Raw genomic sequence first — 26,937 nt, 5'->3', positions numbered from 1 at the left:
CCATGCGGGTCGGAGTACTGACCGGGGGCGGCGACTGCCCCGGGCTCAACGCCGTCATCCGGGGCATCGTCCGCAAGGGCGTGCAGGAGTACGGCTACGACTTCACCGGCTTCCGCGACGGCTGGCGCGGTCCGCTGGAGGGCGACGCCATGCCGCTCGGCATCCCCGCGGTGCGCGGCATCCTCCCCCGGGGCGGCACCATCCTCGGCTCGTCGCGCACAAACCCCCTCAAGGAGGAGAACGGCATCCGCCGGATCCGGGAGAACCTCGCCAAGCACGAGGTGGAGGCCCTGATCGCGATCGGCGGCGAGGACACCCTGGGGGTCGCGGCGCGCCTCGCCGACGAGTACGGCATCCACTGCGTGGGCGTACCGAAGACCATCGACAACGACCTGTCCGCCACCGACTACACCTTCGGCTTCGACACGGCCGTCGGCATCGCCACCGAGGCGATCGACCGCCTGCACACCACGGCCGAGTCGCACATGCGCGTGCTCGTCGTCGAGGTCATGGGCCGTCATGCGGGCTGGATCGCGCTCCACTCCGGCCTCGCGGGCGGCGCCAACGTGATCCTCATCCCCGAGCAGCGCTTCGACGTCGACCAGGTCTGCGCCTGGGTCACCTCCCGCTTCAAGGCGTCATACGCACCGATCGTGGTCGTCGCCGAGGGTGCGATGCCCAAGGACGGCGACATGGTGCTCAAGGACGGCTCGCTCGACTCCTTCGGCCACGTCCGGCTCTCCGGCGTCGGCGAGTGGCTGGCGAAGGAGATCGAGCAGCGCACCGGCAAGGAGGCCCGTACGACAGTGCTGGGCCACGTCCAGCGCGGCGGCACCCCCAGCGCCTTCGACCGCTGGCTCGCCACCCGCTTCGGGCTGCACGCGATCGACGCGGTGCGCGACGGCGACTTCGGCAAGATGGTCGCCCTCCGCGGCACGGACATCGTCCGCGTACCGCTCTCGGAGGCCACGGCCAAGCTGAAGACGGTGGACCCGAAGCTGTACGAGGAGGTCGGGGTGTTCTTCGGCTGACCTGGGGCGCTCTCTCCCCGCACGGCACGGCCGGGCTATGGGTCGTATATTCGCGATGTCGGCCCATAGCCCAGCAATCGGCCCATAGCCCAGTAAGACGGGAGAAGCCGTGCAGATCATTGCCTTCGGAGTGCAGTCCGATGAGAAGCCGCTGATCGAGAAGGCATTCGCGGGTCATGACGACATCCGGTGCCTCGATGTCTTCCTCAACGAGGACACCGCCCCCATCGCGGCGGGCCACGAGATCATCTCCACGAGCGTCAACGCCGACCTGAGCGGCCGCGTCCTGGACACGCTCGCCGCCGGTGGAACGCGGATGGTCGCCCAGCGCTCCACCGGCTTCAACAACATCGACCTGGAGGTCGCCGAGCGCCTCGGCATCACCGTGGCCCGGGTCTCGTACTACTCGCCGTACTCGGTCGCGGAGTTCGCCTGGTCGCTGGCGATGGCGATCAACCGGCGGATCGTCCGCGCCTCCACCCGCACCCGCGATTTCGACTTCCGGCTCGACGGCCTGATGGGCCGCGACATGCACGGCCGCACCGTCGGAGTGCTCGGCACCGGCAAGATCGGCGAGGCCTTCACTCGGATCGCCCACGGCTTCGGCATGAACCTGCTCGGCTGGGACGTCGTCGAGAACCCCGCCTGCGTCGAGCTCGGCATGAACTACGTCGAGAAGGAGCGGCTCTTCGCCGAGGCCGACCTGATCAGCCTGCACGTACCGCTGCTCCCCGCGACCCAGAACGTCATCGACGCGACGGCCCTGAAGAACATGAAGGACGACGCGATCCTGGTGAACTCCAGCCGCGGCGGCCTCATCGACTCCCGGGCCCTCGTCGACGAGCTGCGCAAGGGCCGCTTCACGGGCGTCGGCCTCGATGTGTACGAGGCGGAGGCAGGGCTGTTCTTCCTCGACAAGTCCCTGGAGATCGTCGTGGACGACACCCTGGCCCGCCTCGTGACCTTCCCGAACGTCCTGGTCACCTCGCACCAGGCGTACTACACATCCGACGCCGTCGGCCAGATCATCGACACCACGCTGCAGAACGTCCTGGACTACAAGGCGGGCCGCCGCTCCGACAACGTCCTGGTGCCGTCCGCCCCCAAGAGCTGACCCACCAGCTCACGCACGATCGCCGCCCCGCGCAGCGACAGCACGGACTCGGGGTGGAACTGCAACCCCACGACTGCGTTCATCGGCGCGCCTCCGGCACGACGTGGCCCGCGCAGCGCGTGCACCTCGCCCGTGGCCGCGTCCCGGCTGACCTCGACGCCGTGCGCCGCCAGCTCCAGGGCCGCGTCGTCGTCGCACGCCGCCACGAAGCTGTTGTAGAAGCCCACGGTCTCCCGGCGCCCGAAGAGATCGATGTCCGTCTGCGCGCCCTGGTACGGCACCTCCTTCCGGACGATCTCCAGGCCCAGCTCGGCCGCGATCAGCTCATGGCCGAGGCAGACGCCCAGGACTCCGTGGCGGTGGGTCCCGATCACCTCGGCGGTGAGGGCCCGCAGGAACCGCATCTTGGGGTCGCCCGTGTCGCCCGGATCGCCGGGCCCGGGTCCCAGCACCAGCGGACCCTCGTGCGCGAGCACCGCATCCCGCAGCCCCGGCTCGTCGTACCGCCGCACCGTCACCTCCAGGCCCGAGGCGCGCAGCACATGCGCGAGCATCGCCGTGAACGTGTCCTCGCCGTCCACGACCAGCGCATGGCCCTCCAGGGCCGCCGACCTTCCCTGCATCCGCAGCCAGAACGGCGCGAGCGCGGCCCGGCGGCCGTCGAGCGCGGCCTGGACGCGCGGGTCCTCCGCCAGCCCCGGCCGTTCCCGCTCCTCGCGCGGCCGGCCCGGACGCACCCCGAGAGCGGCCAGCACCCCGGCCGCCTTGGCGTGCGTCTCGGCGACCTCGCCCATCGGGTCCGAGCCGCGCACGAGCGTCGCGCCGACCGGGACCCGCAGCCGCCCGGCGGGGTCGATGTCGGCGGTACGGATGAGGATGGGCGAGTCGAGGGTCTGGGCCCCGCCGGCGTCCCGGCCGACGAGGGCCAGGGCCCCCGCGTAGTAGCCGCGCCCGCCGACCTCGTGGCGCTCGATGACACGGCACGCGTTCTGCACCGGCGAGCCGGTGACGGTCGCCGCGAACATGGTCTCGCGCAGCACCTCGCGGACGTCCAGCGACGACCTGCCCCTCAACTCGTACTCGGTGTGCGCGAGATGGGCCATCTCCTTCAGCCGCGGCCCGATGACGACACCGCCCATGTCGCCGACCGTGCACATCATCTTGAGCTCCTCGTCGACGACCATCGAGAGCTCCTCGATCTCCTTGCCGTCGGCCAGGAACTCCAGCAGGTCCTCGGCGGTCGGCCCCTCGGCCGGGTAGCGGTAGGTCCCGCTGATCGGGTTCATCACGACCGTCCCGCCGGACATGCGCACGTGAACCTCCGGGCTGGCCCCGACCAGGATGCGGTCGCCGGTGTGCACGACGAACGTCCAGTACGCGCCGCGCTCGCCGACCAGCAGCCGCCGGAACAGCGCGAGGGCATCGGCCCTGGTGAAGCCCGGGATCTCACCCTCGTACGTCCGCCGGATGACGAAGTTCGCGCCCTCGCCCTGCCCGATCTCCTCGCGCAGCACCCGGCCGACGATCTCCGCGTACTCCTCGTCGGCCACGTCGAAGGCACCGCCCTCGACCCGTACGTCATGGGCGGGCAGCCGCAACAGGGCCTCGGCGAGCGGCAGTTCGTACGTCTCCTCGGCGGTCAGCACCGCGAGCGGGGTGCCGTCGTCCGTCACGTCGAAGCCGCGCTCCCGGATCTGCCGGAAGGGGACGAGCGCGAGCGACGGCCGGTCGCCCACGGGAATGTCGGCGAGGCGCTCGACCTCGCGGACGGGGCCGAGCAGCACCTCGACCGTGTCCGAGTCGCCGGCGGCACGCCCCGGCGTGCGGCGGCGCAGCAGGGCGAAGGGCGGGCAGTCGTCGTCGAGCAGTCTGTGCAGGTCCACGGCGGGGTTCCTTCCCTAGGGCGGGTGCTGGGAGGAACGGCCTGTGGAAACACCGAAGGCCGCCCCTCGGGCGGCCTTCGCGAGTCTTCGAGTACGCGCAGTCAGTGGGCCGCCGAGTGAGCGGTCCACCACCAGTTCTGGATCGTGTGCGCGAACATGCCCGGCACCCTACCCGAAGACGGGGAGCGGTGGGCCCTCAAAACAGGGGCCAAGGCACAAGCCGCACGCAACTGCGGCTCACACTGCGGGACGCGACTGGCCCCTCCACCACCACGCGTGTGGGCAGGGGCCTCCCGTACCCGCAGGTCGGGGCCCTGGACCCCTCGCCACGGGCGTCGTCGAACGAGCGCGCACCGTCTCACTTGGTGAGCGGGCTCGGGGGTGCCCGACACGACCCCGTAATGTGGGGGACGTGACCGTGAACGCTAAGTCCACCGCTGCCGGTGGCAACACCTGGCGAGACCTTCCCGCGGCGCAGCAGCCCGAGTACCCCGATGCCGAGGCTCTGCGCGACGTCGTCGCGGAGCTCGAGTCGTATCCGCCGCTCGTCTTCGCAGGCGAGTGCGACCAGCTGCGCGCCCGGATGGGAGCCGTCGCCAGGGGCGAGGCGTTCCTCCTCCAGGGCGGCGACTGCGCTGAGGCCTTCGACGGCGTGTCCGCCGACCACATCCGCAACAAGCTGAAGACGCTGCTCCAGATGGGCGCCGTGCTGACGTACGCCGCTTCCGTGCCGGTCGTGAAGGTCGGCCGGATCGCCGGCCAGTACTCCAAGCCGCGCTCCAAGCCGACCGAGACCCGCGACGGCGTGACCCTGCCGACGTACCGCGGCGACTCCGTCAACGGCTTCGACTTCACCGAGGAGGCCCGCGTCCCGGACCCCCAGCGGCTGAAGCGGATGTACAACGCCTCCGCATCGACGCTGAACCTGGTGCGCGCCTTCACCACCGGCGGCTACGCCGACCTGCGCCAGGTGCACGCCTGGAACCAGGACTTCGTGAAGTCGTCTCCCTCGGGCCAGCGCTACGAGCAGCTGGCGCGCGAGATCGACAACGCGCTGAACTTCATGCGTGCCTGCGGCACGGACCCGGAGGAGTTCAAGACCGTCGAGTTCTACTCCTCGCACGAGGCCCTGCTGCTCGACTACGAGTCCGCGCTGACCCGCGTCGACTCACGCACCGGCAACCTCTACGACGTCTCGGGCCACATGGTCTGGATCGGTGAGCGCACCCGCCAGCTGGACGGGGCGCACATCGAGTTCGCGTCGAAGATCCGCAACCCGATCGGCATCAAGCTCGGCCCGACCACGACGGCCGAGGAGGCGCTGCAGTACATCGAGCGCCTCGACCCCGAGCGCGAGCCGGGTCGCCTGACCTTCATCGTGCGGATGGGCGCGGACAAGATCCGCGACCGGCTGCCGGAGCTGGTCGAGAAGGTCACGGCCTCGGGTGCCGTGGTGGCCTGGGTGACCGACCCGATGCACGGCAACACGTTCGAGGCGGCCTCCGGCCACAAGACCCGGCGCTTCGACGACGTGCTCGACGAGGTCAAGGGCTTCTTCGAGGTCCACAAGGCGCTGGGCACCCACCCGGGCGGCATCCACGTGGAGCTGACCGGCGACGACGTCACCGAGTGCGTGGGCGGCGGCGACGAGATCTTCGTCGACGACCTGCACCAGCGCTACGAGACGGCCTGCGACCCGCGGCTGAACCGCAGCCAGTCGCTTGACCTGGCCTTCCTGGTCGCCGAGATGTACCGGGACCAGTAAGCGGTCCTCTGCGCATGCCTCTACGCATGCCTCTGCGCATGAAGGTGGGGCGCGGATCCATGTGATCCGCGCCCCACCGGTGCGTCCGGGGCTTTTACGCCCTCGACGTCCCGGGTAAGGTTAGGTTAGCCTCACCGACGAATCGGGACGGCGCTACGAACGATCCCGAGCATCACCGGGGAGGTGAACCGCGTGTACGTCTGCAACTGCTTCGGTGTGACCGAGGCGCAGGTGAGGAAGCACGCGGAGGACGGTGCCTGCACCCCCCGCCAGATAGCGTCGGCCTGCAAGGCGGGCACGGACTGCGGCTCCTGCGTACGCCGCATCCAGGCACTGCTCGGCCGGGGCGCATGCCCCCGTCGCGAGCTGGTGGACCAGGGCATGGGCGTCGCCGCACTGACCACGGAGCCGGAGCTCGAGGGCGCGGCGTAGCCGCCCTGCTCAGCCGGCCTGGCGCGGCCCCGCAGAAGCCTTTCTGCTGCATTACCGCTCGGTCCGTGGGCCAGCTCTCGCCGACTGTCGGCCGGCCCTCGTCCGACTGCCCGGCTAGCTCTCGTCCGGCTGCTCGATGACCTGCGCGATGTAGAGCGCCTCGCCGAGCTTGTCCACCAGGTCCAGCTGCGTGTCCAGATAGTCGATGTGGTGCTCCTCGTCCGCGAGGATCGACTCGAAGATGTTCGCAGACGTGATGTCGCCCTTGGAGCGCATCACCTCGATCCCGCGCTTGAGGCGGTCGATCGCCTCCACCTCGACCTGTCGGTCGGCCTGGAACATCTCGGTGACGGTCTGCCCCACGCGGACATGGAAGAGCCGCTGGTAGTTGGGGAGGCCTTCGAGAAAGATGATCCGGTCGGTGAGTACCTCCGCGTGCCGCATCTCGTCGAACGACTCGGCGCGGGTGTACTTGGCGAGCTTCGTCCACCCGTAGTTCTCCTGCATCTTCGCGTGCAGGAAGTACTGGTTGATCGCCGTGAGCTCGCCGGTCAGCTGCTCGTTCAGGAATTCGATGACCTCGGGGTCGCCCTGCATCGCAGAGGCTCCTTCCACATGCGTGACTGGCAGTGCAGATGGCGCGCATCCTTGCACCGGCGCGGTAGATCGTCCAGTAAGTGCACGCTTAGTAGGAGTTGCCCGAATCGGTGCGGGGCCGGTCAATTGCACTCCCTCCGGTCTGTCAGGATGGAGGCATGGGTCATCCTTCGGGTCGCGAATCTCGGGAAGCAGTGCAGTCCGAGCTGCCGCCGGGACAGCGACTGCAGAAGGGCTGGCCGGTCACGCACTACGGTCCCGTACCCAAGTTCCGGCCGGAGCGCTGGGATTTCCGGGTCTTCGGCGCCACCGCCGACGGGGACAAGCACTGCTGGACGCACGAGGAGTTCTCGGCCCTGCCGTACTCCACGGTCATGGCCGATCTGCACTGCGTCACGAAGTTCAGCATGCTCGGCGCAGAATGGGGCGGCGTCCGTGCCATGACGATCCTGGAGCTCGCGCCGCCCGCGCCCCATGTCACCCATGTGATGGTCTGGGCCGAGTACGGCTTCAGTTCGAATCTGCGCCTGTCCGACTTCATGTCGGACCGGACGATCTTCGCCACCCACAAGGACGGCGAGCTCCTCACCGCCGAGCACGGCTTTCCGCTGCGGCTCATCGTGCCCCATCTGTACGCCTGGAAGGGCCCCAAGTGGGTCCGCGGCGTCGAGTACATGACCGCCGACCGGCGCGGCTTCTGGGAGGAGCGCGGCTACCACAACATCGGCGACCCCTGGCGTGAGCAGCGCTACTCGTACCAGGAAGAGCCCGGGGACGGGCCCGAGCTCTGAGCTTCCTGCTGTGAACCCCCCCGCTGTGAACCCCCCGCTGTGAACGCTCCCGCTGTGAAGCCTTCCCGCTGTGAAGCCCCCCGCCCTGAGCCTCACTGCCGGCAGGCGGGCGTCAGCCGTCCCTGAGTTTCTTCAGGCGCGCCACGTCCGCCGCGTGGCCCTCCTTGCGGCCCGGTGTCTCGATGATCAGCGGTACGCCCTGGGTCGCGGGATGGCTGAACAGCTCGCGGAACGGGTCCTCGCCTATGTGGCCGCTGCCGATGTTCTCGTGACGGTCCTTGTGCGCGCCCACCACATCCTTGGAGTCATTGGCGTGGATGAGCCGGAGACGCCCCTCGCCGACCGTGTCGACCAGGAGGTCGAGAGTCTGCCTCATCCCGCTGGGGCCGGTCAGGTCGTGGCCCGCCGCGAAGATGTGGCAGGTGTCCAGGCAGACGCCGAGCTTCGGGTGGGCGTCGAGAGCCTCGAAGTACGGGCCGAAGTCCCAGGTGCGGGAGCACAGCGAGGCGCCCTGGCCTGCGGTTGACTCCAGCAGGAGGTACGGATCGTCGTCGGTCAGCTCGTCGAGCAGCGGCAGCATGTGTGCGCGTACCTGCTTGAGCGCGACCGCGCGGTCCCGTCCGCCGGTCGCCGAGCCGGTGTGCACGACGACACCCAGGGCGCCGATCTCGCGGCCGCGGCGCAGTGAGTGCCGCAGCGACTCCACGGACCGCTCGACGGTCGCCTCGGTGTGCGAGCCGAAGTTGATCAGATACGGCGCGTGCACATACGCGGGAATCGACTCGGCGGCGCACGCCCCGCGGAACTCCTCGTCCTGCCTCGGATTGCCGACGGGCGTCGCCCAGCCGCGCGGATTGGCGACGAAGACCTGGACGGTCTCGGCGCCGATCTCACGTGCGTACGACAGACCGATGGTGGAGAGGCCGCCGGCCACGGGGACATGGCTGCCGACGGGATTACGGGACTGCTGGCTTGTCACACCCTTCAGGGTGTCACGAGGCCGGGGGCGCTCCGGCAGCGGATGGGCGGCCTAAGCAGGTCGGATGAAGTCGGCTGCGGTTCGGCAGCGCCCTGAAGGGGCGCGGGGAACTGCGCGACCAGCCACGACGGCGCTGCAGCGAACCGACGGCACATCGCGGCCCCGCGGCGGAGCCGCACATCGGCACAGCCAGCGGAGCGCTTTAGTGCCCCGGCAGGCAACGTTTGCCCGTCAGCCGACCTTGAGAGTGATCGTCGACCCCTTCGGGGCCTCGTCGCCGCCGTCCACCGACTGACTCCTCACCGTGTCGCCGAAGAACCCGAACAGGCCCCGGTCCTCCTCGACCTCGAACCCGGCGTCCTCGAGCTTCTGCCGGGCGTCGTCGACGTTGTCGCCCACCACGTCGGGGACCTCGACCATCACCGGGCCCTTGGAGATCGTGAGGGTGATCGTGTCGCCCTCCGCGACCTGGCGGTCCGCGGCCGGCGACTGCCTGGCCACCGTGCCCGCGTCGAACTCGGAGTTGACCCGGACGGAGGCGATCTTGACCTTCAGGCCTTCCTCCTCCAGGTCGGCGGTCGCGTCCTCGACGGACTCGCCCGTGACATCGGGCACGTCCACCGGGCTGCCCCTGCTGACGGTCAGCGCGACGGCCGAGCCGGCCCTGCGCACCGTGCCCGCCCCCGGGTCCGTACCGATCACGGAGCCCCTGCCGACTTCCTCGCTGAACGCTCTGGTCACCATGCCGGGCTCCAGACCGGCGTCCTTCAGCGCGGCCTTCGCCTTCGCCAGGGTCACGCCCTGCAGATCGGGGACCTTCACGGTCTCCGGGCCCAGTGAGAGCGTCAGCGTCACGCCGTCGTTGTGGCGGATGCGCGCCCCGGGCTCCGGGTTGGTGCTGATGACGGTGCCGCGCGTGACGGTGTCGCTGTACCGGCGCTTGACGCCGTTCACCTCGAGTCCGGCGTCCGCGAGCTGCTGCCTTGCCTGGGCCTCGGTCTTCGCCAGCAGCGGCGGCACCTTCGTGAACTGGCCGGAGTTGATGTACCAGACGCCGGCACCGAGCCCCAGCGCCAGCAGCACCGCGGCGATCACCGCGAACATGCCGCGCCGGTCGCGCCTCGGGCGCCGCGGAGGAGCAGGAGGCGGGGACTCGAACCGGCTCGTGCGGTTGAGCACGGCTTCGTCAGGGGCGTCGTCATGGACGGGCAGCGGCCGCGGCATGGACAGCCCGCGGGGAACCACGCTCGTACGGTCCCCGGAGATGTCACGCCCGTCGTGCCCATCGCCGCGGGCCCCCGGCGGCACCGCGTCCAGCTGTTCGCCGGTGAGCCCGGCCCGCGCCTCCCTGACGGCGGCCAGCAGCGCCACCGCGTCCTGCGGGCGCACACCGGGCGTACGGGCGGTCGCGGACGCCACGAGCTCGTCGAGCGCGTAGGGCAGGCCCGGCACGGCGGCCGACGGCGGCGGCACGTCCTCGTTGAGGTGCTGGTAGAGCACCTGGGCCGGGGACTCGCCGGAGTGCGGCTTGCCGCCCGTCAGCATCTCGTAGAGGACGACACCGCACGCGTACACGTCGACGCGCGGGTCCGCGGTGCCGTGCTCGATCTGCTCCGGCGCGAGATACGAGACGGTGCCGAGGACGGCGCCGGTGGTGCTGGTCACGGTGTCCACGGCCCGTACGAGACCGAAGTCGGCGACCTTGACCCGGCCGTCGTCCCCTATCAGGACGTTCTCCGGCTTCATGTCGCGATGGACGAACCCGGCGCGGTGGGCGGCGCCCAGCGCGGCCAGCACCGGCTCCAGGATGTCCAGCGCGGCCCGCGGCTGCAGCGCCCCGCGCTCGCGCAGCACGTCACGCAGGGTGCACCCGGCCACGTACTCCATCGCCAGGTAGACGTAGCCGCCGTCCGTGCCCTGGTCGTAGACGCCCACCACATTGGGGTGCGAGAGGCGCGCCACCGACTTCGCCTCACGGATGAAGCGCTCGACGAACGACCCGTCCGCGGCCAGCGCAGGGTGCATCACCTTGAGCGCGAGGACACGGTCGAGGCGGGTGTCCACGGCCCGGTAGACCGTGGCCATCCCGCCGACCGCGATACGGGCGTCGATGCGGTACCGCCCGTCGAGCATCTGCCCGACGAGGGGGTCCTGAAGGGTCGTGTCCACGGAGGCGAGTGTACGAGCCGGGACTGTCACCGCCGTCCGCCGCGGGAATTCCGGGCAGGGAATGCAGCAGAGCTGTGACCCTTGCCACCGGAGGTTCCCGCCGTCCCTGGAACGCCGGGCGCACCGGTGTCAGAACGCCGGCCGCTCCGGGTCCAGCCGGGCCAGACCCTCCGTGGGAGAGGACGCCTCGGCGAAGTGCCGCCGCGGAATCCGCCCCGCCCGCCGCGCCAGTCGCCCCGCCTCGACCGCATGCCGCATGGCCTCGGCCATGAGCACCGGCTCCTGCGCACGCGTGACGGCTGAGGCGAGCATCACACCCGCGCATCCCAGCTCCATCGCCAGCGCGACGTCCGACGCCGTGCCCGCGCCCGCGTCCAGAATCACCGGCACGCGCGCGTGCTCAACGATCAGCTGGAAGTTGTGCGGATTGCGGATGCCGAGACCGGACCCGATGGGCGAACCGAGCGGCATGATCGCCGCGCAGCCGACGTCCTCGAGCTTCTGCGCGAGGACGGGGTCGTCGTTCGTGTACGGCAGGACCGTGAAGCCGTCGTCGACGAGCGTCTCGGCTGCGTCCAGAAGCTCGATGGGGTCGGGCAGCAGTGTGCGCTCGTCCGCGATGACCTCAAGTTTGACCAGATCGGTGCCGAGGGCCTCACGCGCGAGGCGGGCGGTCAGTACGGCCTCTCCGGCGGTGAAGCAGCCCGCTGTGTTCGGCAGTACGCGGATGCCGAGGCGGTCGAGGACGGAGAGCACCGAGCCCTGGACGCCCGGGTCGACACGGCGCATGGCGACCGTCGTCAGCTCCGTTCCGGACGCGACGAGGGCCCGTTCCAGCACGTCGAGGCTGGGCGCGCCGCCGGTGCCCATGATCAGGCGGGAGGAGAGGGACAGCCCGCCGATGACGAAGGGGTCGTCTGCCATGAGTCTGCTCAGCCTCCCTGGACTGCGGTGAGGACCTCGATGCGGTCCCCTTCGGTGAGCGCGGCCGTGGGCCACTCCGCGCGCGGGACGACGGTTTCGTTGAGCGCCGCGGCGACCCCGGACGGTGCGGTGGTGAGCGTCGCGACGAGTGTGCCGAGTGCGGTGCCCGCGGGGACCTCCCGCGGCTCGCCGTTGACCGAGATGCTGATCGACATGCTGACCGGGCGGCTCATGCGGGCTGCTCCGTGAAGGTGGCGGCCGGCTCTGTGGCCGGCTGAGGGGTCGGCTCTGTGAGTGCACTGCGCGCCGTGTGGGCGGTGAGCGCCGGGCCGAAACGGGCGGGGGTGAAGGGGCGTGCCTCTTCGGGCAGTTCGCCGGTCGTCAGGGCGTGCGCCAGCACATCGCCGGTGACCGGTGTGAGCAGCACGCCGTTGCGGTGGTGGCCGGTGGCCAGCAGCAGGCCGGGCAGGGCCGTCGGGCCGAGCAGCGGCGCGTTGTCCGGTGAGCCGGGCCGCAGTCCGGCGCGCGTCTCCGTGAGCGGCAGCTCGGTGATGCCGGGCACCAGCTCGTGGGCGTCGCGCAGCAGCTCGTACACGCCGCCCGCGGTCACCGTCGTGTCCCAGCCGAGCTCCTCGCTGGTGGCGCCCACGACGAGCTCGCCGTTCTCACGCGGCACCAGATAGACCTGGCCGCCGCGGACGACGGCGCGCACCGTGCGGCTCAGGAACGGCGCGTACTGCCGCGGCACGGCCAGCCGCAGTACCTGGCCCTTCACGGGTCGCACGGGCGGCAGTACGTCGTCGGGGACGCCGTCGAGTCTGCCGCTGAGGCTTCCCCCGGCGAGGACCACCTGGCCGGCGGTGAGGCGGGTGCCGTCGTCGAGGACGACTCCTGCGGCCCGGTCGCGTACCACCGTCAGGCGGTCCGCCCAGAGCCGGTGGAAGGTCACCCCGGCCCGCTCGCAGGCCGCCACCAGCGCCTTGGCGAGGCGCCGCGGATCGACCTGGTGGTCGCCGTCGACCCTGAGCCCCCCGCGCACGCCCGGCGCGAGCATCGGCTCCAGGCGTCGGCACTCGCGCCCGGTGAGCCATTCCGACTCGAGGTCGCACTGGCGCTGCAGTGCGTGCAGTTCCCGGAGGTGGGCGCGGTCGTCGGCGTCCAGCGCGACGGCGAGCGTGCCGGACCGGCGGTAGCCGAGGTCCTGTCCGGTCGCCTCGGTGAGCTCCGCGGCGAAGTCCGGATAGCGGCGCGCGGATTCGAGGTTGAGGCCGAGCAGCGTCTGCTCGCCGTAGTGCAGTTCGGTGACGGCGGCGAGCATGCCCGCGGCCACCTGGGCGGCCCCGCCGCCCGGCTCGGGGTCCACGACGGCGGTGGACAGCCCGCGTTGCGCGGCCCGCCACGCAGTGACGAGCCCGATGATGCCGCCGCCGACCACAAGGACGTCGGGTGAGGAACCCGGACGGATCGGAGAATCGGGACCGGAAGCGATCGGTGCTGAATCGGGTGAATTGCGCACATCGCGTGCTGGCATGGGCGTCGAGCCCCTCCCTTCGCCGGCATGACCCGGATCAGGTTCGTACGGTCGGAGGCCGTCCCAGCCTCCCTCTCAGCCCGGTACGTCCGGGCTCCCGCGAGTACGGTGGCCACCCTAGCCCTTCGTCCCGCACCTCAGTAAGGGAGCCTTCGCCCATGCACCGCCCGTCCGTACGGTCCCTCGACGGTCTCGTCCTCGCTCCGGTAGCCGACCAGGCGCCGGGTCAGGTCGGTACGCGGACCCGGTTCACGTACCACGAGAAGGACGGGGAGGTCTGGGCCGAGTATGCGGGCGGCGATGTCGTGCGCGGCCATCTCGTGGGTACGCGAGAAGGTGACCGCCTCGACTTCCGGTATGTGCAGTTGAAGCGGGACGGTACGACCTCCTCGGGTCACTGTGTGTCGACCGTCGTCGAGTTGGCGGACGGCAGGGTGCGGCTGGAGGAGTCCTGGGAGTGGGAGTCGCAGAACGGCAGCGGGACGAGCGTCGTGGAGCAGATACCCTCCAGGCTGATGTCCTCCACGCCCACTGACTGACAGAACGTCAGTTGATTATGGTGATCGGGTGAACGAGCAGACCCCGGCGGGCAGCCGGACAACACAGGACGCCCCGGGCGGGAGTTCCGGGCAGGCGGAGCGCCGCGTCGTCATCGTCGGCGCGGGCATGGCCGGCGTACACACCGCTGTTGCGCTGCGCGAGCAGGGCTTCGCCGGCGAGATCACGCTGATCGGCGCGGAACCGCACCAGCCGTACGACCGGCCGCCCCTGTCCAAGGCCGTGCTGCTGGGCAAGGCCGAGGGGTCGGCCTTCGACGTCGACTTCGAGGCGCTCGGCCTCGCACTGCACCTGGGCCGCGAGGTCACCGGCCTGCGGCCGGTCGAGCATGAGCTGGACACGGAGCAGGGGCCCGTCCCGTACGACGTGCTGGTCGTGGCCACCGGTGCCGAACCGATCCAGCTGCCCGGCGCGGTGGGCGTCCCGGGTGTCCATCTGCTGCGCACGCTGGATGACGCCGAGCGGCTGCGGCCCGTACTGGCCGAGCAGCACGACATCGTGGTCGTCGGCGCGGGCTGGATCGGCGCGGAGTTCGCCACGGCCGCACGGGAGGCGGGCTGCGCGGTGACCGTGGTCGAGGCCGCCGACCGGCCGCTCGCGGGGGCGCTGCCCGCGGAGGTCGCCGCGCCGATGGTGGCGTGGTACGCCGATGCCGGTGTGGATCTGCGCACGCACGCGCGCGTGGACCGCGTCGAACCCGGAACGGTCGTCCTCGCGGACGGAACCCGGCTGCCCGCGGACGCCGTCGTCGTCGGTATCGGCGCGCGGCCCGCCACGCGGTGGCTCGAGGGATCCGGGATCGAGCTCGGCAGTCACCGGGAGGTCGTGACGGACGACCGTCTGCGGACCTCGGCGCCCGATGTGTACGCGGTCGGCGACTGCTCCTCCTTCCCTTCGGGAAGGTACGAAGAGCGCCTCATGGTCCACCACTGGGACAACGCCCTCCAGGGCCCGCGCACCGTGGCCGCCAACATCATCGGGGAGACCCCCGAGACGTACGACCCCGTGCCCTACTTCTGGTCGGAGCAGTTCGGGCGTTTCGTGCAGTACGCGGGGCACCACGCCGCCGCGGACGCGATGGTGTGGCGGGGTGATCCCTCCGGGGCGGCCTGGGCGGTGTGCTGGCTACGCGACGAGCGCCTCGTCGCACTCCTCGCGGTGGGCCGCCCACGCGACCTGGCCCAGGGCCGCAGACTCATCGAGGCGGGCACCCGAATGGACGCCACGCTGCTGTCGGACCCGTCCCGACCGCTCAAGGCGGCGACGGCTTGAACCTGTGTGCGTACGGCAACGGCCGACTTCGCGCGTTGTGGGGTGGCGCCCGCGTGCAGGCGCCACCCCGCCCGTGGCGGGCGACGCGCCCACGTCGGCAGGGCAGCGCGGCGCGCCGTGCGCCCCGGTCAAAAGCGAGTCCCGCCGGCCCGGCGGCCCCCCGCCGGGAGGCGCCTGGCTTCCGACTGTCAGTCGGGGATGGCAGGCTTGTCCCGTGACCGAGATTGACGCAAAGATCGATGCTCTCGTCCCCGCATGGCTCACTCTCCCCGACATCGCCGAAAGGATCGGTGTCGAGGTGACGCGTGTCCGGCAGCTGGTCAAGGAGGGCCAGCTGATCGCGGTGCGCCGCGGTGAGAACCGGGCACTGCATGTGCCTGCCGCCTTCATCGACGGCGACAAGGTCGTCAAGGGCCTGACCGGCACCCTGACGCTCCTGAGGGACGACGGCTTCACAGACGAAGAGATGCTCGAGTGGCTCTTCACCCCGGACCCGAGCCTGCCCGGCACGCCTGCCCAGGCGCTGAGCGAGAACCGTGGCACCGAGGTGAAGCGCCGCGCGCAGGCGCTCGCCGTCTGACATCCAGGGGCTCCCGAGCCCGGCGCTCGGGAGCCCGCGGCCACCCAGATCGATCGCCGCAACGCCGCCACGTCGCCACCGGGGGACACGTATGCCCAAGAACGACACCGCTCGCCCAGCCACGGCCCCGGCCACCGACCCCCCGGCCGCCCTGCGGGCGCAGCTCGCCGACGCGCGGGTCTACCTCTGCACCGACGCGCGCAAGCGGCAGGGGGACCTCCCGGAGTTCCTCGACGCCGTCCTCGAGAACGGCGTCGACATCGTGCAGCTGCGCGACAAGGGCATGGAGGCCGGTGAGGAGCTCGAGCACCTCGCCGTCTTCGCCGACGCCTGCCAGCGGCACGGCAGGCTGCTCGCCGTGAACGACCGTGCGGACGTCGCGCACGCCATCGGCTCCGACGTGCTGCATCTGGGCCAGGGCGACCTGCCCGTGCCCGCGGCCCGTGCGATCCTCGGCGACCGCGTACTCATCGGCCGCTCCACCCACGCCGAGCCGGAGGCCGCGGCGGCCGCCGTCCAGGACGGAGTGGACTACTTCTGCACGGGCCCGTGCTGGCCGACGCCCACCAAACCCGGCCGCCATGCACCCGGCCTTGACCTGGTGCGTTACACGGCGGCACTCGGCACGGACCGGCCGTGGTTCGCCATCGGCGGGATCGATCTGGGCAACCTGGACGAGGTGCTCGAAGCCGGCGCCAGCCGCGTCGTGGTCGTCCGCGCGATCACCGAGGCCGACGACCCGGCGGCAGCGGCGGCGGAGTTCGCGAAGCGACTGAGGGCGGCCTGACCGACGCCCCGTGATCGATTGGCGAAATGATCGATCGGCGTCATCGGATTGGCTGATCTGCGCCCGCCGTCCGATACGTGGACAACAGTCCGGCAAAAAGGGCAATTTACCCTGCTCTGGTTGGGGGACCGCCAGTGCCTGGCTAACCTGCGAGTATGGCCCTCGGAACTGCCTCCACCAGGACTGATCGCGCACGAACCGTGCGCGACATGCTCGCCACCGGCAAAACCACGTACTCCTTCGAGTTCTGGGCGCCGAAGACCCCGAAGGGCGAGCGGAACCTGTGGAACGCGCTGCGCCGTATCGAGGCCGTCGCACCCAGTTTCGTCTCCGTCACCTACGGTGCCGGCGGCTCCACGCGCGCCGGCACGGTGAAGGCGACCGAGCAGATCGCCGCCGACTCCACACTCACCCCGGTGGCCCACCTCACCGCGGTCAGCCACTCCGTCGCGGAGCTGCGCAACATCATCGGGCAGTACGCCGACGCCGGGATCCGGAACATGCTCGCGGTCCGCGGCGACCCGCCCGGCGACCCCATGGGCGACTGGATCCCGCACCCGCAGGGCCTGACCTACGCGGCCGAACTCGTGCGGCTGATCAAGGAATCCGGCGACTTCTGCGTGGGCGTCGCGGCCTTCCCCGAGATGCACCCGCGGTCGGCGGACGAGGACACGGACGTACAGCACTTCATCGACAAGTGCCGCGCCGGCGCCGACTACGCGATCACACAGATGTTCTTCCAGCCCGAGTCCTATCTGCGCCTGCGGGACCGGGTCGAGGCCGCCGGCTGCACGACCCCCATCATCCCGGAGGTCATGCCCGTCACCAGCGTGAAGCAGCTCGAACGGCTGCCGCAGCTCAGCAACGCGGCCATCCCGGACTCTCTGAAAGAGCGGATCCTCACAGCAAAAGACGATCCGGCCGCTGTACGCTCCATTGGCATTGAGTTCGCAACGGAGTTCTGCGCGAGGCTGTTGAGCGAAGGCGTTCCAGGACTGCACTTCATCACCCTCAACAACTCCACGGCGACGCTGGAGATCTACGAGAATCTGGGCCTGCACCACCCACAGGCCTAGACCGGCCGCATCCAGAGGGGCGGCGGCCGCAGGAGAGGGGCGTACATGGGCTGGACGGTCCTCTACATCGCATTCGGCATCGTCGCGCTGTGGTTGCTCGGCGAGGTGCTGCTGCAGTACAAGGCACGGCTTCGCTGGCGGCTGCTCGCCTTCGTCGGCTTCCTCGGGGTCGTCCTCGGTGTGCTGATGCCCTCGGTGGTGGTCATCGGGATCGGGGCGGCCGCCTTCGCCGTCGGGCAGACGTACGTCACGCTCTCGTTCCGCCGCGGCTTCTCGACCGGCTGGGCGCTGGGCGGCGTACCGGGTATGAGCAGGCGCCGCGAGGCGGAGCCGCCGTCCCGCCAGGAGCCGACGCTCGAGGTGTCCGGCCTCGAGGAGGGTGAGTCCGCCAGGCCCGGCTACGCGTACGCGGAGGCCGACGCCCAGGCCCGTGCACAGGCGGACGAGGGCGCGTTCGCCTACGGGTACGCGGGCGACGGAACGTACCAGCAGCCGGGCGAGGGAACGTACCGCCAGGGCGACGGACCCGCCGTGTACGAGCCGCAGCCGATGCCCGACGACACCGGGCAGTACGGCGTGTACAGCGACCCGGTGTACGAGCCCGCCGCGTCCGCGCAGCAGAACGCGGGCTACGGCTACGACGGCTACGCCGGATACGGCCAGCAGCAGTACGACGGGTACGGCGGCCAGCAGCAGTACGACGGGTACACCGACCCGTACGCCGCGACGGGCACGTACGGCGGCCAGCAGCAGTACGACGCATACGGCCAGCAGTACGGACAGGGCGGTTACACCCAGGATCCGTACGCGGCTCCCGCATACGGCGGGGAGACGCCTCCCGGCGGTGTGTGGGTGCCCCAGCAGCGCGACGGCGACCAGCAGCCGTACGGCGGTGAACTCCCGCCGGAACAGGGCTATCCGCAACAGGACCAGGGCGGCTACGACACCGGGTACAACCAACAGCAGTACCGCTACTGAGCCCGGGCCCACCGGCCCACCGGTGGCTCCGTGGCTCCGTGGCTCCGCACGACGGGTGCCCGGGGCCGCCTGGTCTCACTGCGAACCGCGGAAGTCCGGCCCCTCCACGATGAGTCCGGCGACCAGCGCGCCCGACATGCCTGCGTGCGGCAGCCCGCCGCCCGGGTGCGCCCAGCCGCCCACCGCGAACAGCCCCGGTATGCGTGTGCTGTTCGACGGGTGCAGCAGGCGGCCGCCGGACGAGGCCAGCGCGGGCGCCGGGACGGAGCCGCCGTCGGCGCCCGTGGCCGCCGCGACGTCCGCAGGGGTGCGCACCTCGTGCCACAGAAGCCGGTCCCGCAGGCCGGGCACGGCCCGTTCGCCGACCGTCAGCACCCGCTCCACGTCGGCCTCCGAGACCTCCGCGCGCGCCGGGACCGTGACGGTCAGCGTCACGGCCTCGTGCTCCGCGTCGGGCACCAGCGCGGGGTCGCCCGGGCGCAGCACTGTCACGGACGGCGAGACCGCGACGGCAGGCCGCGGTCCGAAGAGGCGGTCGAGCTCGTCCTGACGGTCGCCCGCGTGCACCACCGTCCGGTACGGAGTGTCCTCGGGACGGCCGCCTCGCAGGGCGAGCAGCACGGTCAGCCGGCTGGGCAGCCCGGCCTTCGCCTGCGACGGGACCTCGCCCGTCGTGCGGATCGGGGGCCCGGGCAGCAGGCCGTCCAGCACCCCAGGCGCGACGCCCGCGACCACGAAAGCGGCGTCCTCGGCCGACTGATCGGACAGCTCCACGCCCGCCGCGCGGCCGTCCTTCTCGACGATCCGGGTCACTTCCGCGCCGAAGCGGAACTCCACCCCCCGGGTCAGGCACCGCTCGTACACCGCATCCGCCAGCGCCCTCAGCCCTCCGCGCACGGACCAGGCGCCGAAGGTCTGCTCCATGTAGGGCAGGACGGCCGCGCTCGGCGGCGTGGTCCGCGGGTCCATGCCGTACGCCAGGGCATAGTGCTCCAGCAGCGCGCGCAGCCGCGGCTCGCCGCCCATCTCCAGCTCGGCGACCTCCGTGAGCGTCGTCGCCACCCGGTCCCTGCGCAGCAGGCGCCGCTGCACTGCTGCCGGATACGGCTCCCGCTCCGCCAGGACCTGCCAGTTCGGCCACAGCGGCTCTTCGAGCAGCGGGCGGCGGGAGCGGTCCCAGGCCTCACGGGCACGGTTCATGAACGCCGCCCAGCGCGCCCCCGCGCCCCCGCCGAGCGCGGCGTCCAGCGCCTCGCGTACGCCCGCGCGTGACGCGTTCGGCAGGGACACCTCCGTGCCGTCCGCGAAGACATGCCGCACCGCGGGCTCGACCTGGGACAGCTCGACGCACCGCTCCAGGGGCTCCTTGCCCGTCTTGAGGAACAGATCCCGGAACACCGCGGGCAGCTGCAGCAGGCCAGGGCCCGTGTCGAAGGCGAAGCCGTCGCGTTCGACACGGCCCAGCGCCCCGCCGTACGTCGCCGCGCGCTCGTACACCACCACCCGGTGGCCTGCGACGGCCAGCCGGGCAGCAGCCGCCATGGCGCCCATCCCAGCGCCGATCACCGCAATCCGTGCCATGTCAGGGACTTTATCGGCCCCCACTGACAGTCCCGTCCGGCAGCCACCGGGAGTGCCGCTCCCCGGGTCCCGCCCGGCGGCCGAGGGCGCCACCCGGCGCCGGGCGAGTACGGGAACGGACGCGATCGTCACCAGCAGGCGACGCTCGCTCCTGAGGATGAGCACACATGTCTGAGTATCCGTACCTAGGCGGCGAGTTGAGTAGGTATGCGGATGGGGTGCGACCTGCGCAGACGGAAGAGTTAGGGCACGGAAAGGGGCGCCGGCGCCGGACCGCCGACACGGGGCGGCGGAACGGTGCGGCGCCCTTGGCCGCTCCTCCTGCCGAAGGCAGGACGGGGACGGGGGACGGGGGAAACCGGCGGGGGAACGGGGACGGGGGACCACGGGGATGCGCCGGTCCGGTGAGGCCTCAAGGGGGATGAGGCCGCGCCGGACCGGCGCGCTTTTTGTACCGCCGCGCTTCTTGTGATGTACGACGCCGGCTCAGCGCCCTCCGGCCACGCGCCCCTGCAGCAGCCGGGACAGTGCGGCGTGCACATCGTCGAGCGAGCGCTCCGGCTGGAACGCCTTCCAGTCCAGCGCCGCCACCAGCACCATCCCGAACAGCGCTGCCGCCGTCAGCGGGACGTCGATCTCCTCGCTCAGCTCGCCGCTGTCGACGCCGTCGTGCAGCACCCGTTCCACCACCGCGACGGCCTCCTGGCGGAGCACCATGAGCGTGGACTGCCAGGCCCGGTTGGTGCGCCACAGCTCGGCGACGTACAGCTGGGTGAAGGCCGGATAGCGGTCGATGAAGACGAGTCCGGCGCGGACCATCGCGTCCAGTGCGTCGACCTTGCTGCCGCCGTCCTTCGCGGTCCTCTCGGCCGCCTCCCGCAGGGAGGCGGTGAGGAGTCCCACGCCGTGCCGCAGCAGCTCCTCGAAGAGGACCGACTTGCTCGCGAAGTTGTAGTAGACCGTGCCCTTGGCGACCCCGGCCCGCTCGGCGATCTCGTCCACGGTGGTCGCCGAGAAGCCCTGCTCGGCGATGAGGCTCACGGCGGACTCGTAGAGCTTCTGCCGGGTCGCCTGGCGCCGTGTGCCGCCGCCGTCCACGGCCTTGCCGCCCCCCGTGGCTCTGCTGCCGTCCACGGCGCTGCCGCTATCGCCGTCCATGGCCTTGCTGCTTTCCATGGACCTGATTGTCACAGGCTCAGCTCCGGGTGCAGCCGGTCCAGCGTCCAGACCTGCCTGCGTCGCGCCGAGACCGCGGTGAGAGCGAGGGCGCCCGCCGTGAACGCCGCGAGCACGGCGCACGCCTCCCAGACGGGGCCAAGGCCACCACCCGTGATGAGCCGCCTGAGCGCCTCGACGACGTAGGTCATCGGCAGGAAGGGATGGACAGCGCCGAAGAACTGCGGGCTGGTCTGCACGGGGTACGTGCCGCCCGCTGACGTCAGCTGCAGCATCAGCAGAGCCAGTACGAGGATGCGCCCGGCGGCCCCGAAGCGTGCGTTCAACCACTGCACGATCGCCGCGAAACACCCCGTCACCAGGCACAGGAAGCCGACGGTCCCAGCCGCCCGTACCATCTCCAGGCCCAGTCCCCAGTGCAGGACCGCCATCAGGGCGGCCGTCTGCAGGACGCCCAGCGCGGCCACCGGCAGCCAGCCCGCGAGCGCGATGCGCCACGCGGAGGCGCCCGCGGCGAGCGCGCGCCGGTTGAGGGGCTGGATCAGCATGTACGCCACCATCGCGCCGACCCAGAGGGACAGCGGGATGAAGTACGGGGCGAAGCCGGTGCCGTAGTTGGGCGCCTTGTGGAGCGACTGGGAGGCGAGCTGGACCGGGTCGGCCATGACCTCGGTGCGCCGGTCGCGGTCCTGCTTGTCGTAGTCCGGGATCTGGTCCGCGCCGTCGTGGAGGCCGCCGGCGAGTTCTCCGGAGCCGTCGGCGAGCCTGAACAGGCCGCCGTCGAGGTCGCTCGCGCCCGTCGTCAGCTCGCCGACGCCCGCGTCGAGCTCGGCGGAGCCGGACTTTGCGGTGGTCAGGCCGGAGTGCAGTGCCGCGGCGCCCTTGGCGACCCTGGCGGCTCCCTCGTTGAGCTCGTTGATCTTGGCTACGGCCGTGTCGAGGTCTTCGTCGAGGTGCGGTGCCGCTTTGGCGAGCGCGTTGGCCTGCCTCTGCAGCGTCGCGAGGTCCTTGTCGAGGGCGGCGATGTCGCCGTCGTAGCCCTGCACCACCGTGTTGACGTCCTTGGCGAGCTCGGCCGCATCGGCCGCCGCGTCCTTCGCCTTCCTCAGGTCCCCGCAGGCCGGGTCGGCCACCAGTGGCCTCTCGCAGCGCCTCTCATAGACGGCGTCCAGGGTCGCGGAGGCCTCGCGGGTGCCCTTCTCGGCGAGCGGCGCGGTCCTGACGAACGTGTCCAGGTGGCTGCGGACCACGCCCGCCGAGTCCGCGACGATCCGCGCGGTGTCCGCGATCGTCTTTCCGTTGTCCTCGAGGAACGGACGGACCTGGTCCGCCGCCTTGTTGACCTTGTCGGCCAGCTTCTGCGTGCCCTCCGCGACCTGCTGCGAACCGACCTCGAGATCACCCGCGCTCCTGTCGAGCTGACTGACGCCCTCGGCCAGCTCGGAGCTGCCGTCCTTGGCGTCCTTCAGCCCGTCCGCGAGATCCTCCGCACCCTTCTTCGCCTTGCCGATGCCGCCCTTGAGCTCGTCGGCTCCCTCTGCGGCCTTCTCGGTCGCGTCATGGATGTCCGAGAACGAGATGAAGATCCCGTCGAGGAACGACCGCGAGGCGCTGGTGGAGGCCGCCGAGCGCACCTCGGAGAAGACCGTCCGGGAGATCTGCCCGACGATGTAGTTGTTCGCGTCGTTCGTACGCACCTGGAGTGCGCCGGTCTGCGGACCGGGGCTGGAGCGGGAGCCGGTGGCGGAATCGGCGGGGTTGGCGTCGGTTGTGGAATCGGCGGAGTGGGTGCCGGTGGCGGCGCTGGAGGCGATGCGCCGGCTGAAGTCGGACGGCATCGTCAGCGACAGGTAGTACGTCCCGTTCTCGACGCCCGCGCGGGCCTCGGCGGCACTCACCTCGTGCCACTGGAAGACTTCGCTGTCCCGCAGCTGCTCGGCGATCTCGTCGCCTGCCGCCACCTTCTTGCCCGCGGCGGTCGCCCCTTCGTCCTCGTTGACGAGCGCCACGGGTATGCGGTCAAGCCGGCTGTACGGATCCCAGAACGACCACAGATACAGCGCGCCATACAGCAGGGGGAGCAGCAGCAGCGACGCGAGGGCCGCGCGCGGAAGCCTCCCCCTGCCGAAGCGCCTGAGCTCAAGCGCGGCCAGCTTCGGCGAGCGCATCCGCCGTCTCCTTCTCGTCCTCGTCTGTGCCTGCGGCTGTGTCTGGGCCTGTCGCTGTGTCGCGGCCTGCGGCTTCGTCGGGGTCCGCGCCTTCGTCGGGGTCCGCGCTTTCGTGGGAGTCCGCGGCTTCGTCGGGATCCTCGGTGCGGGCTGCCGTGGACACCGTCAGGACGTTCTCGGGGGCCTCGCTGCACACCGCCACGACCGTGGTCCCCGCCTCGGCGATCGACTGCAGCAGCGCCCAGGCCTCGGCGCGTTCCGTGTCCGAGAGCTTCAGGTCCGTGTCGTCGACGCCCAGCACGCGCGGGTGGCCGATCAGCGCGAGCGCCACCGACAGCCGCACCGCCTCCAGCCGCTCCAGATCCCGTACCGCCGTGCGGGAACCCTTGGGCAGAGCCGAGGTGTCGAGACCGGCGGCCGAGAGCGCCGACTCGATCCGCAGACCCGCCTCGGCCGCCCTCTCCGCGCGCGGGCGAAGCAGCGCCCGCAGCGATCCGTCGAAGCGGCGCTGCAGCAGGGCTCGTTCGCGCAGGTGTTCCGCGACGGTCAGGGCAGGGTCGAGATCGGTGACGCCGGGGACAGGACCGAGCGCGCTGATGCGCCGCACCGCCGTCATCTGCTTCGGCAGCAAGAAGCTACCGACGGTCGCCCGTCCCTCCGTCGGTTTCATGCGTCCGGTGAGCGTGAGCAGCAGGCTGGTGCGGCCGGAGCCGGACGGGCCCTCGATCGCGATCAGCGACCCGGGCTCCGCGTCGATGCCGACGCCGCGGAACGCCCATCCGCGCGGGCCCCGAAGCCCGAGCCCTTGGGCACTGACGGCAACGCCGTGCGAACCGTCCACGGATTCCCCTCCCCGAACCGTGCCCGTTGGGCCGGCTTCTTCGACCCGGCTGTTCGCCAGGCCGTTGAACCTTCTCCTTTTTGAACTGACTGGTCAGTGCAAAAACTTAGCCCGAACCTGTCTTCGAAGCAAAGTCCCAGGTCAGAGCCGATTGTCAGTGGCGTACTCCACGATGGGCACATACGGCCACAGTGCCGTCACACAGACGACAGGAGGTTCGTCATGGCCAGTTCGTCCGCAGCCGCCGCACCGCGGCGCCGCGCCTCCGGCCCTGCCCCCTCACTGACAGGCCCGGCGAGCGATGTGCACCCCGTGCTGCGCCGGGCCACGGCCCCGCCCGCCGCGCTCGACCTGCTCGCCCAGGCCCGCGCGGGACTCGAAGAGGCGGCCCTGCTGGAAGCCCCGAACGAGCGCTACGCGACCGCCCACCTCGCGGCCCTGCGCACCGCGGCCGCCGTTCTCGCCGTGCGCGGCCGTCCGGAGCCGACGGCGCGACGCCGCGCCAGGATCCGGAGCGCCTGGGAAGTGCTCCCCGAAATCGCGCCCGAACTCACCGAGTGGAGCGCCCTGTTCGCCTCCGGCGCCGGCCGCCGGGCCCGCGCGGAGGCGGGCATACGGGGCGCGGTCAGCCGGCGTGACGCCGACGACCTGCTGCGCGACGTGGCGATGTTCCTGCGCCTGGTCGAGCGGATGCTGGTGCTGCAGCCCGTACTGCCCCAGCCCAGGCCGGACGGCGAGGGAGGCGAGGTCCCCGACGCGAGCTGAGACCGGACGCGCATGCGCTGCCACTCACCCGGCGGACCACCGGGCAGGGGGCCGCCCAGGGGACTCACCACCGGGTGGGGGACGGCCCGGGGCCTCCCTGATGCGGCGAACCGGGCAGCCGGTACGGATGCCGGGGCACCGCGCGGAAGGCAATAAGGTGGAGGCGCCTGCACCCTTCCCGTGCCCGACCGGGCGCGGAAGGCACGCCCATCGCTCCGCCGCACACGAGGCGGTGCCGCGCCGAGGAGTCAACTGCCGTGTCGGACCCGATGCGCCCCCGCGCCTCTCTCCGTACCGCCGTGGTCTGGGAGGTCCTGAAGGACGCCCTCGAGGACCGGGTGAAGGCCACGGGACGGGAGTCGCTCGACGTCCTCGACACGGGGGGCGGCAGCGGCAACTTCGCGGTGCCCGTGGCCCGTCTGGGCCATCAGGTCACAGTCGTCGACCCCAGCCCGAACGCGCTGTTCGCGCTCGAGCGCCGGGCGGCCGAGGCCGGTGTAGCGGACCGGGTGCGCGGCGTCCAGGGCGACGCCCACGGGCTGTTCGACGTCGCCGAGCGCGGTGGATACGACGTCGTGCTCTGCCACGGAGTCCTGGAGTACGTGGACGACCCCGCTGAGGGCGTACGCAACGCGGTCGAGGCGCTCCGCCCCTCCGGCGTGCTGAGCCTGCTCGCCGCAGGCCTCGGCGGCGCGGTGCTCGCCCGGGCGCTGGCCGGCCACTTCACCGAGGCCCGGCACGCGCTCACCGACCCGGCCGGGCGCTGGGGTGAAGGCGACCCCGTGCCCCGCCGGTTCACGGCCGATCAGCTCACCGGACTGGTAGCGGATGCGGGCGTGTCCGTCGGCGCGGTGCACGGCGTGCGGGTCTTCGCCGACCTGGTGCCGGGAGTGCTGGTGGACACGGAGCCGGGCGCCCTCGATGCACTGCTCAAGCTCGAGGCGGCCGCCGCGGAGATGCCCTCCTTCCACTCCGTCGCGACCCAGCTCCATGTGCTCGGTGAGAAGCAGGAGCGCGACGAGGTCTGAGTGCGCTGTGGTGCGCGCGCCGCTGATCAGCGGCGCAGCCGCAGATGGAGTACGCCACAGGCCCCCCGATCGGGCGTCTCGGGCCGTATGATCGAGGGAGACGGTTCCGGCATGACCCGTCGGCCGCTGGGGAATGCACGCTTCAGCGAGCCGACGCGCCGTGGCGGTCTCGCATGGCGAATTGGCGTAGAGGGGCGGGTTTCACGGGGGCGATTCCCTGCCTATCCTGAAGGGGACCCCCGGTCGCCCCGGCGACTGCACGATGAGGAGGACTCCGTGCCGCTCTCGGAGCACGAGCAGCGAATGCTCGAGCAAATGGAGCGAGCGCTGTACGCCGAAGATCCCAAGTTCGCGACAGCGCTTGAGGGAAGCGGGCTGCGTACATACACCCGGCGACGGGTCTATCAGGCGGTCGCGGGCTTCCTGGTGGGTATCGCGCTCCTCATGGCAGGAATGGTTGCACAGCAGATCTGGATCAGCGTGGTGGGATTCCTCGTCATGCTGGGCTGCGCAGTGCTCGCCGTCACCGGTTGGCGCAAGGCGCCGAAGCCGGGTGAGCAAGGTGCCTCCGGAGCGCCGGGCGCGGCCGCTCCGACGCGCCGTCAGGGCAGGCAGCGGCGCTCCATGATGGACCGCATCGAAGAGCGCTGGCAGCGCCGCCGCGACGAACAGGGCCACTGAGCTCCACCGCCCTTCGGCACCTGCCCCCTTGGGGGCCGGTGCCGAGCGGTTTTTGTTGACGACGGGCGGACGTGGAGAGACGGACGTACGTAAGGGGTGCCCAGCTTCGGGTGGACACCCCTTTGGCGTACGACGGCCTTGGAGTATGACGGCTCTGGCAACGACGGTCCGCGTTCCGCGCGGGCGGAGCCGGTCGGTGGCAACCGCCGCGCGGTGCGGGTTCCGCGCAG

General features: G+C 71.3%; 26 protein-coding genes and 1 riboswitch. Of the genes, 14 read left to right on the top strand and 12 right to left on the bottom strand.

The genetic code is table 11. The features are described from left to right. Nucleotides 1-2: 2 nt before the first annotated feature. Nucleotides 3-1,031: a 6-phosphofructokinase gene (locus ACSMXV_RS13030; protein WP_473177796.1), complete on the top strand. Its 1,029-nt coding sequence runs from the start codon at nucleotides 3-5 to the stop codon at nucleotides 1,029-1,031. A 109-nt stretch (nucleotides 1,032-1,140) separates the two neighbouring features. Continuing rightward, nucleotides 1,141-2,145, top strand: coding sequence for a 2-hydroxyacid dehydrogenase (locus ACSMXV_RS13025; RefSeq protein ID WP_473177795.1), 1,005 nt, complete (start codon nucleotides 1,141-1,143; stop codon nucleotides 2,143-2,145). Here the strand turns inward: ACSMXV_RS13025 and ACSMXV_RS13020 are convergent. Together ACSMXV_RS13020 and ACSMXV_RS13015 are read right to left on the bottom strand one after the other, a co-directional pair. Then, nucleotides 2,088-4,028 carry an anthranilate synthase family protein gene (locus tag ACSMXV_RS13020; RefSeq protein ID WP_473177794.1) on the bottom strand — a complete coding sequence of 647 codons (1,941 nt, stop codon included), beginning with the start codon at nucleotides 4,026-4,028 and terminating at the stop codon, nucleotides 2,088-2,090. The two genes, ACSMXV_RS13025 and ACSMXV_RS13020, sit on opposite strands and share 58 nt — an antisense overlap. A 101-nt stretch (nucleotides 4,029-4,129) precedes the next feature. After that, nucleotides 4,130-4,186 (bottom strand): trp operon leader peptide, encoded by a 57-nt coding sequence (locus ACSMXV_RS13015; protein WP_220276866.1) that lies wholly within the window; start codon nucleotides 4,184-4,186, stop codon nucleotides 4,130-4,132. A gap of 254 nt (nucleotides 4,187-4,440) precedes the next feature. On the opposite strand from ACSMXV_RS13015, the gene ACSMXV_RS13010 reads away from it, so the two are divergent. After that, complete coding sequence (locus ACSMXV_RS13010; protein ID WP_181862299.1) at nucleotides 4,441-5,793, top strand: class II 3-deoxy-7-phosphoheptulonate synthase; 1,353 nt, start codon at nucleotides 4,441-4,443, stop codon at nucleotides 5,791-5,793. Nucleotides 5,794-5,976: 183 nt separating this feature from the next. Continuing rightward, nucleotides 5,977-6,225, top strand: coding sequence for a (2Fe-2S)-binding protein (locus ACSMXV_RS13005; RefSeq protein WP_473177793.1), 249 nt, complete (start codon nucleotides 5,977-5,979; stop codon nucleotides 6,223-6,225). A gap of 114 nt (nucleotides 6,226-6,339) precedes the next feature. On the opposite strand, the gene bfr is transcribed toward ACSMXV_RS13005, so the two are convergent. Beyond that, a complete protein-coding gene (bfr, locus tag ACSMXV_RS13000) occupies nucleotides 6,340-6,822 on the bottom strand; it encodes a bacterioferritin (protein ID WP_473177792.1) in 483 nt (160 codons plus the stop codon). 158 nt (nucleotides 6,823-6,980) lie between these two features. Between bfr and ACSMXV_RS12995 the strand changes: the two genes are divergently transcribed. Next, nucleotides 6,981-7,613: a sulfite oxidase-like oxidoreductase gene (locus ACSMXV_RS12995; RefSeq protein WP_181862296.1), complete on the top strand. Its 633-nt coding sequence runs from the start codon at nucleotides 6,981-6,983 to the stop codon at nucleotides 7,611-7,613. A 112-nt stretch (nucleotides 7,614-7,725) separates the two neighbouring features. Here the strand turns inward: ACSMXV_RS12995 and ACSMXV_RS12990 are convergent, their stop codons facing one another. The 5 genes from ACSMXV_RS12990 to thiO all read right to left on the bottom strand — a co-directional run bounded on the left by ACSMXV_RS12990 (nucleotide 7,726) and on the right by thiO (nucleotide 13,216). Then, nucleotides 7,726-8,592 (bottom strand): deoxyribonuclease IV, encoded by an 867-nt coding sequence (locus ACSMXV_RS12990; RefSeq protein WP_473177791.1) that lies wholly within the window; start codon nucleotides 8,590-8,592, stop codon nucleotides 7,726-7,728. 231 nt (nucleotides 8,593-8,823) lie between these two features. Further along, nucleotides 8,824-10,761, bottom strand: coding sequence for a Stk1 family PASTA domain-containing Ser/Thr kinase (gene pknB / locus ACSMXV_RS12985; protein ID WP_473177790.1), 1,938 nt, complete (start codon nucleotides 10,759-10,761; stop codon nucleotides 8,824-8,826). Between the two features lie 129 nt (nucleotides 10,762-10,890). Further along, a complete protein-coding gene (locus ACSMXV_RS12980) occupies nucleotides 10,891-11,685 on the bottom strand; it encodes a thiazole synthase (RefSeq protein WP_473177789.1) in 795 nt (264 codons plus the stop codon). Nucleotides 11,686-11,693: 8 nt separating this feature from the next. Further along, nucleotides 11,694-11,918: a sulfur carrier protein ThiS gene (gene thiS, locus ACSMXV_RS12975; protein ID WP_473177788.1), complete on the bottom strand. Its 225-nt coding sequence runs from the start codon at nucleotides 11,916-11,918 to the stop codon at nucleotides 11,694-11,696. Further along, nucleotides 11,915-13,216, bottom strand: a complete 1,302-nt coding sequence (gene thiO, locus ACSMXV_RS12970) for a glycine oxidase ThiO (protein ID WP_473177787.1) — start codon at nucleotides 13,214-13,216, stop codon at nucleotides 11,915-11,917. The genes thiS and thiO overlap by 4 nt, the downstream gene beginning before the upstream one ends. After that, a riboswitch (TPP riboswitch) is annotated at nucleotides 13,214-13,327 on the bottom strand. It overlaps the preceding gene by 3 nt. Nucleotides 13,328-13,374: 47 nt before the next feature. On the opposite strand from thiO, the gene ACSMXV_RS12965 reads away from it, so the two are divergent. From ACSMXV_RS12965 to ACSMXV_RS12940, 6 genes are all read left to right on the top strand, one after another. Continuing rightward, nucleotides 13,375-13,755 (top strand): avidin-fold protein, encoded by a 381-nt coding sequence (locus ACSMXV_RS12965; RefSeq protein ID WP_473177786.1) that lies wholly within the window; start codon nucleotides 13,375-13,377, stop codon nucleotides 13,753-13,755. A 28-nt stretch (nucleotides 13,756-13,783) separates the two neighbouring features. Continuing rightward, nucleotides 13,784-15,046 carry an NAD(P)/FAD-dependent oxidoreductase gene (locus ACSMXV_RS12960; protein ID WP_473177785.1) on the top strand — a complete coding sequence of 421 codons (1,263 nt, stop codon included), beginning with the start codon at nucleotides 13,784-13,786 and terminating at the stop codon, nucleotides 15,044-15,046. Nucleotides 15,047-15,260: 214 nt separating this feature from the next. Beyond that, entirely contained in the window at nucleotides 15,261-15,626 is a 366-nt protein-coding gene (locus ACSMXV_RS12955) for a helix-turn-helix domain-containing protein (protein ID WP_181659548.1), read from the top strand. 91 nt (nucleotides 15,627-15,717) lie between these two features. Continuing rightward, nucleotides 15,718-16,413: a thiamine phosphate synthase gene (gene thiE, locus ACSMXV_RS12950; RefSeq protein ID WP_473177784.1), complete on the top strand. Its 696-nt coding sequence runs from the start codon at nucleotides 15,718-15,720 to the stop codon at nucleotides 16,411-16,413. A 155-nt stretch (nucleotides 16,414-16,568) separates the two neighbouring features. Then, complete coding sequence (gene metF / locus ACSMXV_RS12945; RefSeq protein ID WP_473177783.1) at nucleotides 16,569-17,489, top strand: methylenetetrahydrofolate reductase [NAD(P)H]; 921 nt, start codon at nucleotides 16,569-16,571, stop codon at nucleotides 17,487-17,489. A 45-nt stretch (nucleotides 17,490-17,534) separates the two neighbouring features. Continuing rightward, nucleotides 17,535-18,467 carry an SCO2102 family sporulation regulator gene (locus ACSMXV_RS12940; RefSeq protein ID WP_473177782.1) on the top strand — a complete coding sequence of 311 codons (933 nt, stop codon included), beginning with the start codon at nucleotides 17,535-17,537 and terminating at the stop codon, nucleotides 18,465-18,467. A gap of 75 nt (nucleotides 18,468-18,542) precedes the next feature. Here ACSMXV_RS12940 and ACSMXV_RS12935 read toward each other — a convergent pair whose 3' ends face one another. The 4 genes from ACSMXV_RS12935 to ACSMXV_RS12920 form a co-directional block, all read right to left on the bottom strand. Next, complete coding sequence (locus ACSMXV_RS12935; protein ID WP_473177781.1) at nucleotides 18,543-20,048, bottom strand: phytoene desaturase family protein; 1,506 nt, start codon at nucleotides 20,046-20,048, stop codon at nucleotides 18,543-18,545. 486 nt (nucleotides 20,049-20,534) lie between these two features. Further along, nucleotides 20,535-21,206, bottom strand: a complete 672-nt coding sequence (locus tag ACSMXV_RS12930; protein WP_473178915.1) for a TetR/AcrR family transcriptional regulator — start codon at nucleotides 21,204-21,206, stop codon at nucleotides 20,535-20,537. A 29-nt stretch (nucleotides 21,207-21,235) separates the two neighbouring features. Beyond that, nucleotides 21,236-23,392: a YhgE/Pip family protein gene (locus ACSMXV_RS12925; protein WP_473177780.1), complete on the bottom strand. Its 2,157-nt coding sequence runs from the start codon at nucleotides 23,390-23,392 to the stop codon at nucleotides 21,236-21,238. Then, nucleotides 23,364-24,233, bottom strand: coding sequence for an ATP-binding cassette domain-containing protein (locus ACSMXV_RS12920; RefSeq protein WP_473177779.1), 870 nt, complete (start codon nucleotides 24,231-24,233; stop codon nucleotides 23,364-23,366). The genes ACSMXV_RS12925 and ACSMXV_RS12920 overlap by 29 nt, the downstream gene beginning before the upstream one ends. 222 nt (nucleotides 24,234-24,455) lie before the next feature. Here ACSMXV_RS12920 and ACSMXV_RS12915 point away from each other — a divergent pair, with 222 nt between their 5' ends. The 3 genes from ACSMXV_RS12915 (at nucleotide 24,456) to ACSMXV_RS12905 (ending at nucleotide 26,707) form a co-directional block, all read left to right on the top strand. Beyond that, complete coding sequence (locus ACSMXV_RS12915; protein WP_473177778.1) at nucleotides 24,456-24,998, top strand: SAV_6107 family HEPN domain-containing protein; 543 nt, start codon at nucleotides 24,456-24,458, stop codon at nucleotides 24,996-24,998. Between the two features lie 257 nt (nucleotides 24,999-25,255). Then, complete coding sequence (locus tag ACSMXV_RS12910; RefSeq protein WP_473177777.1) at nucleotides 25,256-26,026, top strand: methyltransferase; 771 nt, start codon at nucleotides 25,256-25,258, stop codon at nucleotides 26,024-26,026. A gap of 276 nt (nucleotides 26,027-26,302) precedes the next feature. Further along, the gene (locus ACSMXV_RS12905) at nucleotides 26,303-26,707 is read left to right on the top strand and encodes a DUF3040 domain-containing protein (RefSeq protein ID WP_473177776.1); all 405 of its coding nucleotides are present in this window, start codon (nucleotides 26,303-26,305) and stop codon (nucleotides 26,705-26,707) included. Nucleotides 26,708-26,937: the final 230 nt, after the last annotated feature.

The organism is Streptomyces sp. DSM 42067 (genome assembly GCF_055792885.1).
This window is presented reverse-complemented; position numbering and strand designations above follow the sequence as displayed.

Coding starts and splice junctions, on each gene's coding strand:
- ACSMXV_RS13030 (WP_473177796.1), top strand. CDS start 3: ATGCGGGTCGGAGTACTGACCGGGGGCGGCGACTGCCCCGGGCTCAAC.
- bfr (WP_473177792.1), bottom strand. CDS start 6,822: ATGCAGGGCGACCCCGAGGTCATCGAATTCCTGAACGAGCAGCTGACC.
- ACSMXV_RS12995 (WP_181862296.1), top strand. CDS start 6,981: ATGGGTCATCCTTCGGGTCGCGAATCTCGGGAAGCAGTGCAGTCCGAG.
- ACSMXV_RS12980 (WP_473177789.1), bottom strand. CDS start 11,685: ATGGCAGACGACCCCTTCGTCATCGGCGGGCTGTCCCTCTCCTCCCGC.
- thiS (WP_473177788.1), bottom strand. CDS start 11,918: ATGAGCCGCCCGGTCAGCATGTCGATCAGCATCTCGGTCAACGGCGAG.
- thiO (WP_473177787.1), bottom strand. CDS start 13,216: ATGCCAGCACGCGATGTGCGCAATTCACCCGATTCAGCACCGATCGCT.
- ACSMXV_RS12965 (WP_473177786.1), top strand. CDS start 13,375: ATGCACCGCCCGTCCGTACGGTCCCTCGACGGTCTCGTCCTCGCTCCG.
- thiE (WP_473177784.1), top strand. CDS start 15,718: ATGCCCAAGAACGACACCGCTCGCCCAGCCACGGCCCCGGCCACCGAC.
- metF (WP_473177783.1), top strand. CDS start 16,569: ATGGCCCTCGGAACTGCCTCCACCAGGACTGATCGCGCACGAACCGTG.
- ACSMXV_RS12940 (WP_473177782.1), top strand. CDS start 17,535: ATGGGCTGGACGGTCCTCTACATCGCATTCGGCATCGTCGCGCTGTGG.
- ACSMXV_RS12935 (WP_473177781.1), bottom strand. CDS start 20,048: ATGGCACGGATTGCGGTGATCGGCGCTGGGATGGGCGCCATGGCGGCT.
- ACSMXV_RS12930 (WP_473178915.1), bottom strand. CDS start 21,206: ATGGACGGCGATAGCGGCAGCGCCGTGGACGGCAGCAGAGCCACGGGG.
- ACSMXV_RS12925 (WP_473177780.1), bottom strand. CDS start 23,392: ATGCGCTCGCCGAAGCTGGCCGCGCTTGAGCTCAGGCGCTTCGGCAGG.
- ACSMXV_RS12915 (WP_473177778.1), top strand. CDS start 24,456: ATGGCCAGTTCGTCCGCAGCCGCCGCACCGCGGCGCCGCGCCTCCGGC.